Genomic DNA, 14665 nt, shown 5'->3' with positions numbered 1-14665 from the left:
AGCGCCCGGACCGCAGCTTGAGACCGTGACAGGCTCCAGGCAGAGGCGTAACAGCACACCAATTCTGATCCAAGAAAGATTAAAAATCTTCTTCCAGTTGCATCTACCACAGCCATGTCACGGCCGGACCGTGCCTGAGAGCGAACGGGTCAGAGGGTAGCCGCCTCCGGTAAGCGGCCGTCGAAGGCGGCCCGCAGCAGGTCGCGCAGATTGGCGTCCGTCAGCTCGACCGGGTTGGTCGGGGCCGTCGGGTCGGACAGCGCCAGTTCGACGATGCGGTCGACCCGGTCCTCGCCGACGCCGAGGTCACCCAGGCGATGTTCGATTCCCAGGGCGTCCCGGAGGCCGCTGATCCAGTCGCAGAAGCCGCCGAAGTCCTGCCGCTCCAGACCGATGTAGGCGGCCAGCCGCGCGATCTTTGGTTCGATGGCTGTACGGTTGAAGGCCAGAACGTAGGGCATGAAGACCGCGTTGGTGCGGCCATGGTGGGTGCGGTAAAGCGAGCCGATCGGATGGCTCAGCGCGTGGATCGCGCCCAGCCCCTTCTGGAAGGCCGTCGCCCCCATGGAGGCGGCGATCAGCATCTGCCCCCGCGCCTCCAGGTCGCCGCCGTCGGCGTAGACGCGCGGCAACGCATCCTTGATCAGGCGAATCCCCTCGACCGCGATGCCGTCGCCCAAGGGATGGAACAGCGGCGAGCAATAGGCCTCCAGGCAGTGCGCCAAAGCATCGAAGCCGGTTGCCGCGGTCAGAGCCGGCGGCAGGCCGACGGTCAGCGCCGGGTCCTCGATCACCAGGCTGGGCAGCATCAGCGGATGGAAAACCACCTTCTTGGTGCCGTCGGCCGCGCGGCCGTCCGGCCCCTCTCCCACGTCCAGGGCGATCACGGCCGCCCGCCCAACCTCCGAACCGGTACCGGCCGTGGTGGGAATCGCCAGGATCGGCAGAATGCCCTCGGTGGTGGCGCGCTTCCAGTTACTGCCGACATCCTCGAAATCGGCGAGCGGACGCGTTTGAGGCCGCATGAAGGCGATGGTCTTGGCGCAGTCCAGCGCGCTGCCGCCGCCCAGCGCGATGACTCCGTCGCAATCCCCCGCCCGGCAGACGGCGAGCCCCGCCGCCACGTTGGAGGCCAGAGGATTCGGCGCGACCTCGGTGAAAAGCATCACCTCCAGTCCGGCCTCGGTGAGCAGGCCGAGCAGCGCTTCGGTCATGGGCAGGTCCTTCAGGCCCGGGTCGGTCACGAAGAGCGGCCGCTGGATACCCAGGCTTTCGCAGGACTTCGCGATGCCCTGGCTCTGCCCCACGCCGAAGCGGATCGTGGTTGGGTAGCTGAAGGTCATGCTGGGCAGATCGGTGGCCCGAGCAGAGGAAGAGTCGGCAGCGGACATGCAAGGCTCCGGACGGCAGGTGAAAAACACAGGAAATGACTGCGGCATTGAAACCGGCGAAGCCGAGCCTGCGCAACGGCTACGGCGCGGTCGTGATGCCGGCCGGACGGCCCTGCGACAACCTGACCGAGCCGATTCAGCCGAGTCACGCGCTAAGCCTAAGGTGATCGAAGCCGCCCAAACGAAGTCACCCGGAGGACGAAGCTTTCATGTCTGCACGCTACATCCCGCTTTGCGTCGGTGGCTTCATGCTGCTGCCCTACATGATCTGGCTGGTGCTCTGGAGCCTCGTCTTTCCCGGCCCAAAACAGGGCTTCGACTCGCCGCTGTCCGTGTCCATGTTCGCGGTCTCGATCCCGCTGGTCGCTTGGTTCTTTCTGTCCAACCTCGGCCAGATCTCGAACAGCATCGAGGGGCACAGCGAATTTCACGTTCCACGGACCGGTCTGGCGCGCCGGCTGCTCCCCTGGCTCGCCCCGGCGGCCTTGACGATCGGCCTGGCCAGCCTGCCGGCGCTGATCCTGCTGGAGCAGAATCCGATCCTCATCCCGCTGCCGCTGGTGATGTCTCTGCTGATCGCTTGGGCAATCCGGGCCGGCGAAGCGGCGCGCGAGGCCGATCACCGCTCCGCCTACCAGGACCAAAGACTCAGCAACGGCGCGCCCACGGACGCGGTCCTGCCGGCGGCAACCGCCGCCCGCGTCGCCTTCGGTCAGGTCGGCGGACTGCTCTTGAAGGGGCTGCTGCTGGTGCCGGTGATCGGCCACCTGCTGCGAGACGCCCTGCAGGGCGGCGCCAGCGCCTGGGGCTATCTGGCGCTCAACGTCGGGCTGACCGCCGCGCTGGCGATGCTGATCTTCGGCCTGCCGGCCGTCATGACGGTTCTGCTCGGCAGCGTGGTTCTGGTCTTCGTCGCGCTGGTGGCGATCACGCTCGAGTAGCGGTGGCCGCCCGGTCGAAGGCGGCGATCCAGGGCGCCAACTCGCCGTTCGCTTCGCCCTGAGCGCGGAGTTGCCGCAAGGCCACGCGCAGCGCCGTGCGCTGTGTCCGGTCGGCCGGCGGCGGGAAACCCTCCAAGCCTTCTCGCGACCGAAGGGACGCCTGCAGCGCCGCGCGAACCTGCAGCACCGCCGGATCGGGAAAGCGCGCGCGCAGCGCCTCGAAGGCCGCCTGCCGCTCGGGCCGGTAGGGGATCGGCCGGCCGTTTTCGTCGCTGACCGCGCTGGCCGGATGCAGCATCAGGGCCGGCAGCCAGCCCGGCGGCACCGGAATGTTGGCCGAGTGCGTGCGGCCGCTGCGCAGGAACTTCGGCAGCAAATGGGTATGCGGTCCCTCCGGCGTGCGCAGCCGGCCGATCGCCTGATAGACCTCCAGGCGCCCCAGCGCCGAGCGCGCGATCCGATGCGGCGACGCCTCCAGAATCGCCGCCGCCGCCGGATGACCGGGCGTCAGCAGCGACTCGCCAGCATGGCGCTCCAGCAGACGGACCAGATCGGGGTCGGCACTGCGCACGCAGAAATCGATGTTGCGGGCCCCCAGGCCCATGTCGAACAGCAGCGCAGCACGGTCGCCTGCGCGGATCGCCTCTTGGTCCGGACCCAGTGGCGTCAGCATCCGGCGCGCTTGGCTATGGCCCGCAGCCTCGGGCAGGCAGAAGGCCACGCCCTGCTGCCAGCGGCGGCCGTCGCGGCTCAAGGTCTCGTAGGCGATGCCGCGCGCGTCGGGCCGAAGGGTGACGCGCAGGGCTCCGCGCGCCGTTGCGATGCCCAACCTGTCGCCGGGAAGTCCTTCGACCGGCTCGTCGGTCCGGCGATGGAACTCCGCAATGGCCCCGAAACTGCCGATGCTGAACGCGCTGCTCGGCAAGGCGAAGTGCTCCCGCAGCGTGCGGCGGATCGGATCTCTCTCCGTCATACGTTATTGAGACGGAAGGTCACCGGGATGTCGAGCAGACCCTCCACCGGCTGCCCGGCCCGACGCGCCGGCTCGAAGCGCCAGCGTTCGACCGCTTCCTTGGCGGCGCGGTCCAGCCTGTCATGACCGCTCGACCGCAGCACCCGAACAGCGCGGGTCCGGCCGTCTCTACCGACGGTCACCCGCAGCATGACCCGGCCTTCCTGACCTTGCCGGCGGGCCGACTCCGGATAGGTCGGTGCCGGATTGCCGCCGGGCCGCAGTTCGGCCCCCTGACTGGGGCCGCCCGGCGCGGACGCGGCTGCAGCCGATCCGTCGGCGTCGCTGACCGCCACCGCACGGCGCGTCGCGGCGGGAGGACTCGCTTCAGGAGCGGGAGTCGCCTCCGCCTCGGCCGGTGGCGTTATGGGGGGCGTCGGCATCTGCGCCGCCGCCGGGCGCCGTCGCGGCAGCGGCGGCGGTGACTGGGACGCCGCGATGACGGCCTCAGCCGCGAGAGGGTCGGTCGGCGGCGGCAACTCGGCCTCCGCGGCGGTCGCGACCGCCGCGACCTCCAGAGGAACGGGCGTGGCGGTGGCGGCCTCGGTCGCGGTCTCCGGCTCGATCGGGTCCGGCGGAGCCGTCAGCTCCGCCTGCTGGACCGGTGCCTCGGCCGCGCGTTGCGCGGAAGCGGACTCGAGGCTCGGCGCGGAGCCCGGCGCCCCGGCCGGGACAGCGAAGAGCTCGACGGTCACGTGGGCCGATGGCGGCGCGACGGGATCGCTGGCGCCGAGCAGGAAAAGGCCGAGCAGCGAGGCATGCGCCACCGTCGAAACGGTGATGGCGATCGCCATGGCGCCCGATCCGCCGGGCAAGGAGGAGAGCGCCGCCCGCATCATCGCAAAGCCGCCCGCGACGAACCGCCCGCCCTGCGCAAGGGCACCACCAGGGACTCGCCGGCGACCGTGACCTGCGCTGCCTCGACCTGATAGGCGCTGCGCAGCCGCTCGGGCGTCAGTACGCTGGCCGGCACGCCCTCTGCGACCCGCGCGCCGCCGTCCAACAAGACAAGGCGGTCGCAGAAGCGCCCGGCCAAGTTCAGGTCGTGCAGGGTCACCACGACGGCCAGGCCGTCCGAGGCCAGTCGCCGAAAGAGCTGCATGACGTCCAATCCGTGCGCCGGGTCCAGCCCCGCCGTCGGCTCGTCGGCCAGCAGCAGGCTCGGCCGCGTGGCCACGACCCGCGCCAGAACCGCCCGCGCCAACTCGCCGCCCGACAGCTCCGTCATGGGCCGTTCCGCCAGGCCCGCGACGTCGCAGGCATCCAGGGCCTCCGCGACGGCGGTCCGGTCCTCCGCCGTCGGCCCCTGCCACCAGCCGGCACGGTGCGGCAGCCGGCCGAGCCGTACCAGATCGGCGACCGTGATCCGCCAGACCGCATCGCGCGCCTGAGGCAGATAGGCCAGGGTGCGCGCCCGCTCGACCTGAGACCAATCGGCCAGCGCGCGCCCGAACAGATGGATCCGGCCGGCCGTCGGCGGCAACAGCCCGGCGGCGGCGCGCAGCAGCGTCGTCTTGCCGGCGCCATTGGGACCGATCAGACCGACCACCTCGCCGGCCATGGCCTCCAGGGACACCTGCCGCAGTATGGGACGGCCGGACAGCCGCACCTCCAGGTCCTCGATCCGCAGCGGGCTCATGCCACCTCCCGCCGCAAACGCAGCAACAGCAGCAGGAAGAAGGGCGCGCCGACCAGCGCCGTGACCACGCCCAACTTCAATTCGGGTCCCGGCGACAGCAGCCGGACGCAGAGGTCGGCCGCCAGCAGCAGCGTGCCGCCGCCCAACGCCGCCAGCGGCAGCAGACGGCCGGGTCTGTGCCCGACCAGGGGCCGCAGCACGTGCGGCACGATCAGCCCGACGAAGCCGATGGCGCCCGACACGGCGGTGGCCGCACCGACCGCCAGGGCCGTTCCGAAGACCACCAGACCGCGCGTGCGCTGCGGCGGTTGACCCAGGGTCGCCGCCGCTTCCTCCCCCAGGGACAAGGCCTCCAGCCCGCGCGTCGCACTCAGCAGCAGGCCGCTGCCCAGCGCCAGAAAAGGCAGCGCCAGGGCAACCTGCTGCCAGCTTCGATCGGCGACGGAGCCGAGCAGCCAGAAGACGATTTCCGCCGTGGCGAAGGGGTTGGGCGAAAGGTTCAGCGCCAGGGAGGTCAGCGCCCCAGCGAAGCTGCTTACCGCGACGCCCGCGAGGATGAGGGTCAGGACGCCGCCCCGCCCGGCCAGAAGCTGCAGCAGCAACACCGCGAGGCCCGCCCCCGCGATCCCGCCCAGCGGCAGCGCCAGCGCGAAGCTGCCGGCCAAGCCCGAGTAGAAGACCGCGACGGCACCGAAGGCGGCGGCCGGAGAGACGCCGAGCAGGCCCGGCTCCGCCAGGGGATTGCGCAGCAGCCCCTGCAAGGCGGCACCGGATAGACCGAGGACAGCGCCGATCAGAAAGGCCAGCAACGTGCGCGGCAAACGGATTTCCCAGACGATCAAGCCGGCAACCGGGTCGGCCGGGTCGAGCAGACCGGCGAACGTCGCCGCCGGTGAAAGCTGCGCGGGCCCGACCGAGAGCGAAACCGTGAAGAGCAGAACCGCCGCCCCCGCCAGCAGCAGCGCCGCCACCCCGGCGCGGGAGCCCTGGGGCCGCAGGTTGGCGGTCTGAGGTAAGGGCGGCCTCAAGGCGCGGGCTCCGGCGGCCGGTCGGTGAAGCGGGCACCCCGCGTGCCATCGGCGAGGCGGGTTACGGCCTTGGCGATCAAGGGTGTGCCGCAGGTCCAGAGCGCCTGCGGGATGGCAACCAGGCTGCTGCGGCCCCGCAGCTCCAGGAAGGCCGGATGCCTCAGCAGGGCCTCGGCCAACGCCGGCGCCTGGGGTTCGCGCTGGGAGGTCACGATCAGCTCGGGCCGCGTCCCGATCAGAACCTCGAGAGGAAGATGGGAGCGCGTGCCGATCAGGGCTTCGCCCGCCAGATTTTCCAGACCGGCTGCCTCCAGCACCGCGTGCCGCAGGCTGCCGGGTCCGGCGGACCAACCGTTGACCCCGTAAACTGCGACACGCGGGCGGTCGCTTTCCGCCCGGCCTTTCTGCGCCTGCGTGACGGCCGTCAGGGTCTCGTCGAAGTCGGCGATCAACCGCTCGGCCCGCTCCGATGTCGACAGCGCCGCGCCGACTTGGCGCAGGTTGGCGCGGATCTCGGCGAAGGACCGGGCCGGCGAAAGCTCGACGACGGGAATGCCGAGACGCCTGAGCGCGAAAACGGTCGGCCGGGTCGTGAAGCTGCCGACCAGAACCAGATCCGGCTGCAGCTCCAGCACCTCTTCCAGCCGGCCGCTGGTGCTGGTCAGACCGCGCGCCTCGGCGGCCAAGGCGGAGACCTCAGGGTCGGTCGCAAGGTAGGAGACGGCGGCGATCCGCTCCGGCGCGGCCAGCAGCATCAGCAGTTGATCGCTGCAGACGTTCAGGGAGACGACGCGCTGAGGCGGCGCCGCCGAAACGGGCGGTACCGCCAAGCCCATGAACGTCAGGGCTGCCAGGACGAAGGAGATGGCCGGCGCGCGCATGGTCTCCTCTACTGCAGCCCGCTCGGGCCGAAGCTGAAGCGGGCCCCGACGAAGACGGCCCGGCCGGGTGTCTCGAAGCCGAAGACCTCCTGATAGTCTTGGTTCAGGGCATTCTCGATTCGGCCGAAAACCTCGACGCCCTCGACCGGGCGGTAGCGCCCGGCCAGCGAGACCAGGGTGTAGTCGTCCAGTCTCACCCGCGTCCGGTCGGTGGCGGTGGCGAACTCCAGATCCTCCGCCTCGCCGTTGTAATCGACACCCAGGTTCAGGTTGGCCCGTGCATCCAGAAAGCTCCAGTTGGCGTTGAAGCTCGCCGAGTGGCGCGGCCGGCGGATTTCGAAACGGTCGTCGGGCTGGCGCGCGTTCATGAAGGTGTAGCTGCCGGTCAGTGTCAGACCGTCGAAGGGGACGATCCGCAGGCTGGTCTCCACGCCGTTGCGTTCGCTCTCCCCGCTCAGATTGACCGGCGTGGTGAAGCCGCCGGCGAAGTCGCTCGAGATTTCGTCGAAGAGATCCGCCTGAAAGTAGGTGACGTCGGCCACGACCCGGCCGTCGAGGAATTGCTGTTCGATCCCGACGTCCCAGCCTTCCGACCGCTCGGGCTCCAGATTCGGATTGCCGACGAAGGTGCCGGGGTCGAAGCCGAACAGCTCGAAGAAGGTCGGCGCCTTGATGCCGGTGCCGTAGCTGGCGTGCAGGCGCGAACCGGTCTCCGGCACGTCGAAGGAGCCGGTGACGCGATAGGTCGTGGCGTCCTCGAACTCCTCGAACGCGTCGTGCCGCAGGGAGCCGCTGAGGAACAGGCGTTCGAAGGCCTGTAGGCGGTACTCGCCGACGACGGCGTAGTTGGTGGTCCGCTCTTCCCGGTCGGCGGTGGGGACGAAGGGCTGGATGTTCTCGAAGCGCTCCTGCTCGACCTCGCCGAAGACGGTGAAGCCGTGCACCGTCTCCAGCAAGTTGGGCGTCTCAAGCGTGACGTTGCTCTGATAGTCCAGCTTGCGTTTGCTGCCCACGCTGCCCGAGGTCAGCGCACCGCCGTCGAAGCGGTCGAGGTCGGAGCGGGTGAAGGCGCCGCCCAGGGTCTGTTCCCAGGCACCGCCGAAGAGATCGAGCTGGCCCTCGGCCCGCAGACTGAGGTCGCGGATCTCGTTGTAGGTGTCGGCGTCGATCGCCTCGCCCGTCGTCACGAAGTCCTGGCCGTCGGTCTCGAGTTCCCGGTCCACGAGACGGCCGTTGACGCGGAACTCAAGATCGTCGACCGGCCGGTAAGCGCTGCGGAAGTTCGCGGAGATCGCTTGGCTGAAGTCGTTTTCGTCGCCGCTCGGCGAGAGATCGAATCCGGCGGTCTCGAAGGCTTCGATCCCGACCCGCAGGTCGAAGTCCTCGAAGCCGGCGTTGGCGCTGCCGCGCAGGTTCTTGGTCGCGAAGGAGCCGCCCTCGGCCGCCAGCGAGGCGGCGAAGCCCGGCCGCGCCGCTTTCGTGGTGATCGAGATGACGCCGCCGATCGCCTCGCTGCCGTAGAGCGCGCTCTGGGCGCCGCGCAGGATCTCGATCCGCTCGATATCGTTGGTCAGCAACTGCGAGAAATCGAACTCGCTGCCGTTGAAGGGGTCGCCAACCTCCATGCCGTCGATCAGCACCAGGGTGTGGTTGGCCTCGGCGCCGCGGATGCGAACCTGGGTGAGGCCTCCGAAGCCGCCGGTCCGGTTGACCGAGACCCCCGGCACCTCGCGCAGCACGTCGGCGACGAAGCGGCTCTGCTTGTTCTCCAGCTCCTCGCCGGTGATCACGGTAACGGCACTGCCGACCGCCACCGAAGGCAAGGGCACGCGGCTGGCCGAGACCACCACCTCCGGCACTTGGGGAACGGAACCCTGGACCAAGTTGTCCGAAGCCGCGCTCTCCTGCGCAGCGGCCGAAGACAGGTTCAGCACGGCCATGGCCGTGCCGGCGACAAGGGCGCCGCGAAGGGCGGCACCCGGGACCCTAAACTGAGACATCTGGAACTCCCGCTTGACTCGGTGACCGTTGCTGGCCGGTCACGCCGCGCGGGAAGCGCCGCGAAAGGCGCTGGTAGGTCTGTTGGATCTATCCGACACCCCGACACCGGAGTCCCCCCACGACGGCACGACCGAAGGCCGCGTCACCGCAAACGGGTTTCCGTCCCACCGATACACCCCGATCGGCGGAAAGGGTGACGCTTGCGACGGCAGGTCTCCTGGCTCGCGGGTCTTCGCCCTTGATGCGTCCGGCCTTCCCAGTTTCCCAGTGGCCGTCGTGGACGCGGGGGCTCGCCGCTTACAGTTGCGGGGACAGCCGGGGCTTTGGCGCTGCATGCCTCACCCCGTTCCCTCTTGCCTCCCCGTCTCCGGGGAACCATCGCCACGCGAACGCTACTCCAATCCCCTCAACGGCGAAAGAGGGGAGGCGAAAGAGAGAGCGCTAGCTCTAGCCGACAGCCTCGAGGATCGCGGCGGCGGCGCTCAGGGTATCGGCCGTCCCGCCGAGGTCGCGGGTGCGGGTTTCCGGCCGCTCCAGCGAGGTCTCGACGGCGGCGATCAAGGCCCGGGCGGCTTCGGCCTCGCCGAGGTGGTCCAGCATCATCGCGGCCGTCCAGACCGCCGCGACGGGATTGGCGATACCCTGGCCGGCGATGTCCGGCGCCGAACCATGCACCGGTTCGAACAGCGAGGGGAACATGCGCTCGGGATTGAGATTGGCCGCCGGCGCGATGCCGATCGAACCGGCGACCGCCGGGCCGAGGTCGGACAGGATGTCGCCGAAAAGGTTGGAGCCCACCACCACGTCGAACCAGTCGGGGTGCAGGACGAAGTGGGCGGTCAGGATATCGATGTGGAACTGCGCGCCGGTCACCTCCGGATGACGCGCCTGCGCGGCCGCGAAGCGCTCGTCCCAGAAGGGCATGGTGTGAACGATGCCGTTCGACTTGGTGGCGGAGGCGACCTTGCCGCGCCGCGTCTTCGCCAGTTCGAAGGCATAGTCCATGATGCGGTCGGTGCCACGGCGGGTGAAGACCGAAAGCTGGCTCGCGGTCTCCTGATCGGTGCCGTGGTAGAGCCGTCCGCCGATCTCCGAATACTCGCCCTCGACATTCTCGCGCACCACGACGAAGTCGATGTCCTCGGGCCCGCGCCCGGCCAGCGGCGAGGTCACGCCGCGCAACAGGCGCACAGGCCGTACATTGGCGTAGAGATCCAGCTCGCGCCGCAGTGGAATCAGCAAGCCCCAAAGCGACACATGGTCCGCTACGCCCGGATAGCCGACGGCACCGAGATAGATGGCGTCGTGCCCCTTCACCTGGGCGACGCCATCCTCCGGCATCATGCGCCCGGTCTCGGCATAGCGCTCGCAGGACCAGTCGAACTCGGTCCAGGCGACCCCGAAACCATGCCGGGCGGCCACCGCCTCGATCGCGCGCTGGCCGACCGGGATCACCTCCCTGCCGATACCGTCGCCGGGAATGGACGCGATGCGGTAGGTCTTTGCCATCACGCGGGGGACCCTTCGGAGAAGAACTGCATCAATCTGTCGGCGACGAGCTCGGGCAGCTCCTCGGCCAGGTAGTGACCGCCGGGCAGCGCCTCGCCGCGGACATCCTCGGCCCGCAGTCGCCAGAGCGCCAGGCAGTCGAAATGCGCCGCGATGGCACCTTTCTCGGCCCAGAGCGCCAGCAGCGGGCAACTCAGCTTCAGGCCGCCGTCGGCGTCGTCGTGGGCGATGTCGAGGCCGGCCGCCGCCCGATAGTCCTCGCAGCTCGCATGGATCGTCGCCGGATCGCGAAAGGCCGCCAGATAGTCTTCCAGCGCCTCGGCCGCGAAGACAGTCAGCCCCGCCGGACCGGAGCCGCATTTCTTGCGCCAGAAGGCTTCGGGATCGGCCGCGATCATCCGCTCGGGCAAAGGGGCCGGCTGGATCAGCATGAACCAGTGCCAGTAGGCGCGGGCGAAGCCCTCGGTCGTGCCAGCGTACATCTCGCGAGTCGGCGCGATGTCCAGAACGGCCAGGCGTTCGACCCGCTCGGGATGATCGAGCGCGAGACGATGGGCGACCCGGGCGCCGCGGTCGTGGCCGGCCAGCAGGAACCGCTCATGGCCCAGCGCCCGCATGACCGTTGCCATGTCGGCCGCCATGGCGCGCTTCGAATAGGTCGCGTGATCGGGCACGCTCGGCGGTTTGGAGGAGCGCCCGTAGCCGCGGAGATCCGCCGCAACCACCCGGAAGCGCGCGGCCAGGCTCGGCGCCACCTTGTGCCACATGGCATGGGTCTGGGGGTACCCGTGCAGCAGCAGAAGCGGCGGCCCCTGGCCCCCCGTCACCCCGTGGATCACGGCATCGCCCGTGTCGATATCGAACGCTTCGAATCCTTCGAACATGAGGCCAGCTAGTCGGAGATCATCGGAGTCGTCCAATTGGAATCATTCGGCCGAAATTCCGATTCATGGCGCCACCCGGGTCGGATACGCCAGAAAATCCTGGATCGGCGGCTTCTTCGCGCTGGCCTGCTGCTGAGGGTGCCGCTTCCCTAAGTTCCACCCGAATTCCTGCCGTAATGTCCTCGTAGAACCGGTGAGACCGAGAGGGTGAAAACCCGGTCTCGGATAAGTTCCATCAACTTCATTCGGATGGCCGCGCCTTCGCGCTATGTCCCCCTTAGACTCCTAAGGGCAGTGGAGGCCCATGACACGATGACGGAGGCCGGCAGGCCAGTGTTTCTGGCGACCATGCTGGGTCTCGAGGGCTGGGATCCAGACCGACCGCAGGCAGCGAGCGCGCCGCGCGGCGCGCCGGCGATCACTCAGTTCCGCATACCGGACCACGACGACATCCTGCCGGCTGGCGAGCGCTTTCAGGAGCTGGACGCCTATAGCCTGGGCGTCCAGGCCATGATCTACGGCTACGGCAGCGTGGCGCTCTACCGCGGCATGGTTGCGCGGACGCAAGCCCCGGACCACCCCCGGCTCCGCGACCCTGGGTCCATCGGCTTCAATCGCTTCCGGCACGGGCGCGTCCGGGTTGGGCACCCTCCGGCGCCGGACGATTCGGCCGCCGGGACGCCGAATCCCGACATCGTGACGTCGGACGCCTGGCTCGACCTTTCCGAGGAACCGGCGGTCTTCACCGTTCCGGAGATGTCGGGGCGCTACTACACCGCCTGTTTTCAGGATCTTTTCGCCAATGCCACCAACATCGGCCGCCGAACCTACGGCACGGGCGCCGGGCGCTTCGCCATCGTCCCGCCCGGCTGGACCGGCGATCTGCCGGAAGAGCTGACACCCTTCCACGTTTCCACCCGCTACCTGCGCGTTCTGCTGCAGATTTCCCTCGAGGGCCTGGAGGACATGCCGGCGGTCCAGGCCCTGCAAGAGCAGTTCAGCTTCCTGCCGCTCTGCGTCTACTGCGGCGCCACGGCTCGGCTGCGGAGCGCCGAACTCCCGGCGCCGGCGGCCGGGCAACCGCTACCGCCCCTCGAATTCTACCGCCTGCTGGCCGACGCCTTGCGCGCCGGCGGCCTGCCGGACTGCGACAAAGGCCTTGTGTCCGCCTTCGCGCGCTTCGGTTTGCGGCTCGACCGCCGCTTCGAGGCCGAAGCGCTGCCCCCGGCGGTCCGGCGCGGCCTGGTCCGCGCCTACGACGACGCCCTGGCGATGATCGAGGAAAGCGCACGCCAGATCGGACAAACCCTCGAGGGCTGGACCCATGCCGATCTGGGCATGTACGGCCGGAACTACCTGCAGCGCGCGGCCGCCAGCCGGCTGTACCCCGCTGCCAACGTCAAGGAAGAGGCCCTCGCCTTCACCGCCGTCGCCGACCGTGAGGGCGCACCCCTGGACGGCGGCAGGGCCGGCTACCGGATTCGCTTTGCGCCGGGCGAGTTGCCGCCGGTGAATGCTTTCTGGTCGCTCGCCCTCACCGACCGAAGAACCGACCGCCCCTTCGAGAACGACTTGCGACGCTACACGATCGGCAGCCGCAGGGACGGCCTGGTCTTCGACGCCGACGGGGGCCTGGAGCTTCTCATTCAAGAGAACGCCCCGGCCAACGGGCAAGCGGCCAATTGGCTGCCTGCGCCCGGTGCTTCCTTCTCCCTGGTCCTCCGCACCTACCAGCCCCGCCCCGCGATTTTGCGCGGCGACTGGACCCCGCCGCCCGTCGTTCCCTTGCCACGGACGGACTGATACCCGGAGCCTGCCGCTCATAACCCACCGCGCGACGGGCCACCGCTCAGCGGAATAGAGCGGTCTCCCGTCACCGCGAGAACCAGCCTTTGCTCGAAGCCGCCGCGACCGGCCGCGAGGGTTTGAACGCCGCTTTCCTGCCGCTCCTCCCCGGTCACGGCCCGCAAGGGCCGCCCCGTCATGCCTGCGGGGATCGGACAGTCGAGCAGGTGGAGTAGGGTCGGGACGATGTCGGTCAGGTCGGCGGGATCCGAAACCTCACCCAGCGCCGGAGCGACGGCGCCTCCGAAGGCCAGCATGGTGTTCAGTTCCACCGGGTGGAGCCCGCCATGCATGCCGCCGCCAAGCTGCACACCGGTGCCGCCGGTGTGGAGGCCGGTGCCCGGCAAGCCCTGCGCATCGGGGCTCAGCGAGGAGCGCGCGATCCAGAAGAGATCCGGCGCGCGGACATGATCGACGCCCACCCGTCCGTAGGGCAGCGTGCCGGGCACGATGCCTTCCTCCCTGCCCTCCTCCATCCCCTGCACCGCCGAATGATTGCGCGAGAACAGCATTCCGGTCTCCGGCAAGTCCATCAGCACGGCGGCCAGCGCGGCAAGCCGCGCCGGATCGGGGTCTCGCAGGGACAGGCCGCAGGTCGAGCCCTTGGTTGCCAGCACCTCGATACCCTCGCCGGGTGCCGAGGCGGTGGGAAAGCCCGCCTCGGTCAGCAGGTCGTTCAGATCCACCTCTCCGGTCATCGCGATCTGCCCGTGATCGCTCATCGCGACCACGACCGTCTCCTCCGCGTCGGGTCCGGCGGCGATGGCGTCCAGAATCTCCCCGAAATGACCATCGACCGCGCGGGTGGCCTTGAGGGCGTCCTTGGATCCGATTCCGCGATAGTGATACGCCGTGTCCGGTTCGCAGAACCAGATCAAGGCGGCCTCGGGACGCTTCTCGGTCAGGACCCGGTCGACGAAGACCTTGGTGCCATAGGCCATCTCCGCGATCCTGGGCGTCGGCGTCGCCGGCAAGGGGCCGAAGCGCGCCACTGCCTCTGCCACCGCCTCGGGCGTTTGCGTCGCCTCCGGCCCCTCTACGGCGAAGGTCCAGTGCCCTTGCGCGCGCGCCCTGTGATTCACCAGATAGGTGGTTCCGGCGGAGCCGGTGTGGACCACGGCGTAGCGCTTGCCGGCCTGCTCCAGCGCACCGCCGAAGCTCTCGGCCTCGACGAAACGCCCGTCGTAGCGCGCCTCGGCGGCGCGGAGGTGGGCGGCATTGGCCGTGTTGAGAATAGCGTCCGGGACGACGGACGGATCGAAAAAGGCGTTGTCGACGATGCCGTGGCTCTGCGGCCGCGACCCGGTCGCGAAGCTCGCCGCCGCGACCCGTGTCACAGACGGGAAGACCGAACGGGACTCGCGAAACCAGGTCCCCTCGGTCGCAAAACGCCAGAGGTTGGGCATCAGCTCGGCCGTCACCCGGTCCGGCCTCAGGCCGTCGAACACACAGATCACCGCCCGTTTCGCAACTGGCCGTTTGGTCATCGTCTCCATCAATCCTTTTTCGATGTCCCGAATGTCTCTGCCGCGGA

At 69.4% G+C, this 14665-nt stretch carries 13 protein-coding genes and 1 riboswitch; of the genes, 3 read left to right on the top strand and 10 right to left on the bottom strand.

From position 1 onward, the window contains the following. Positions 1-149 precede the first annotated feature (149 nt). Positions 150-1391 carry an iron-containing alcohol dehydrogenase gene (locus DBZ32_RS19425; RefSeq protein ID WP_119168925.1) on the bottom strand — a complete coding sequence of 414 codons (1242 nt, stop codon included), beginning with the start codon at positions 1389-1391 and terminating at the stop codon, positions 150-152. Positions 1392-1426: 35 nt separating this feature from the next. On the opposite strand from DBZ32_RS19425, the gene DBZ32_RS22705 reads away from it, so the two are divergent. Both DBZ32_RS22705 and DBZ32_RS19420 read left to right on the top strand, forming a co-directional pair. Continuing rightward, a complete protein-coding gene (locus tag DBZ32_RS22705; protein WP_268877962.1) occupies positions 1427-1558 on the top strand; it encodes a hypothetical protein in 132 nt (43 codons plus the stop codon). Between the two features lie 42 nt (positions 1559-1600). Further along, a complete protein-coding gene (locus tag DBZ32_RS19420; RefSeq protein ID WP_119168924.1) occupies positions 1601-2332 on the top strand; it encodes a hypothetical protein in 732 nt (243 codons plus the stop codon). Here DBZ32_RS19420 and DBZ32_RS19415 read toward each other — a convergent pair. The 8 genes from DBZ32_RS19415 to DBZ32_RS19380 all read right to left on the bottom strand — a co-directional run bounded on the left by DBZ32_RS19415 (position 2319) and on the right by DBZ32_RS19380 (position 11286). Further along, entirely contained in the window at positions 2319-3305 is a 987-nt protein-coding gene (locus DBZ32_RS19415; RefSeq protein WP_119168923.1) for a DUF6925 family protein, read from the bottom strand. The genes DBZ32_RS19420 and DBZ32_RS19415 overlap by 14 nt on opposite strands. Beyond that, on the bottom strand, positions 3302-4183 hold the full coding sequence (locus DBZ32_RS19410; RefSeq protein WP_162906860.1) for an energy transducer TonB: 882 nt from the start codon (positions 4181-4183) through the stop codon (positions 3302-3304). Before DBZ32_RS19410 ends, DBZ32_RS19415 begins: the two co-directional genes overlap by 4 nt. Beyond that, positions 4180-4983 carry an ABC transporter ATP-binding protein gene (locus DBZ32_RS19405; protein WP_119168921.1) on the bottom strand — a complete coding sequence of 268 codons (804 nt, stop codon included), beginning with the start codon at positions 4981-4983 and terminating at the stop codon, positions 4180-4182. Before DBZ32_RS19405 ends, DBZ32_RS19410 begins: the two co-directional genes overlap by 4 nt. After that, positions 4980-6011, bottom strand: a complete 1032-nt coding sequence (locus tag DBZ32_RS19400; protein WP_407923509.1) for a FecCD family ABC transporter permease — start codon at positions 6009-6011, stop codon at positions 4980-4982. The genes DBZ32_RS19405 and DBZ32_RS19400 overlap by 4 nt, the downstream gene beginning before the upstream one ends. Further along, positions 6008-6892, bottom strand: a complete 885-nt coding sequence (locus DBZ32_RS19395) for an ABC transporter substrate-binding protein (protein ID WP_119168920.1) — start codon at positions 6890-6892, stop codon at positions 6008-6010. Before DBZ32_RS19395 ends, DBZ32_RS19400 begins: the two co-directional genes overlap by 4 nt. An 8-nt stretch (positions 6893-6900) precedes the next feature. Next, positions 6901-8892, bottom strand: a complete 1992-nt coding sequence (locus DBZ32_RS19390; protein WP_119168919.1) for a TonB-dependent receptor plug domain-containing protein — start codon at positions 8890-8892, stop codon at positions 6901-6903. Positions 8893-9083: 191 nt separating this feature from the next. Then, positions 9084-9288, bottom strand: a riboswitch (cobalamin riboswitch). Positions 9289-9340: 52 nt separating this feature from the next. Next, positions 9341-10402 (bottom strand): tartrate dehydrogenase, encoded by a 1062-nt coding sequence (locus DBZ32_RS19385; RefSeq protein ID WP_119168918.1) that lies wholly within the window; start codon positions 10400-10402, stop codon positions 9341-9343. Then, entirely contained in the window at positions 10402-11286 is an 885-nt protein-coding gene (locus tag DBZ32_RS19380) for an alpha/beta fold hydrolase (protein WP_119168917.1), read from the bottom strand. Before DBZ32_RS19380 ends, DBZ32_RS19385 begins: the two co-directional genes overlap by 1 nt. A gap of 312 nt (positions 11287-11598) precedes the next feature. On the opposite strand from DBZ32_RS19380, the gene DBZ32_RS19375 reads away from it, so the two are divergent. Further along, entirely contained in the window at positions 11599-13089 is a 1491-nt protein-coding gene (locus tag DBZ32_RS19375; RefSeq protein WP_162906859.1) for a DUF1254 domain-containing protein, read from the top strand. Positions 13090-13106: 17 nt separating this feature from the next. Here the strand turns inward: DBZ32_RS19375 and DBZ32_RS19370 are convergent, their stop codons facing one another. After that, positions 13107-14618, bottom strand: a complete 1512-nt coding sequence (locus tag DBZ32_RS19370; protein ID WP_162906858.1) for an alkaline phosphatase family protein — start codon at positions 14616-14618, stop codon at positions 13107-13109. Positions 14619-14665: the final 47 nt, after the last annotated feature.

The sequence above is a fragment of the Algihabitans albus genome (genome assembly GCF_003572205.1).
GTDB lineage: Bacteria > Pseudomonadota > Alphaproteobacteria > Kiloniellales > DSM-21159 > Algihabitans > Algihabitans albus.
The sequence above is the reverse complement of the archived record's forward strand: the minus strand, read 5'-3'. Positions and strand labels throughout refer to the sequence as shown.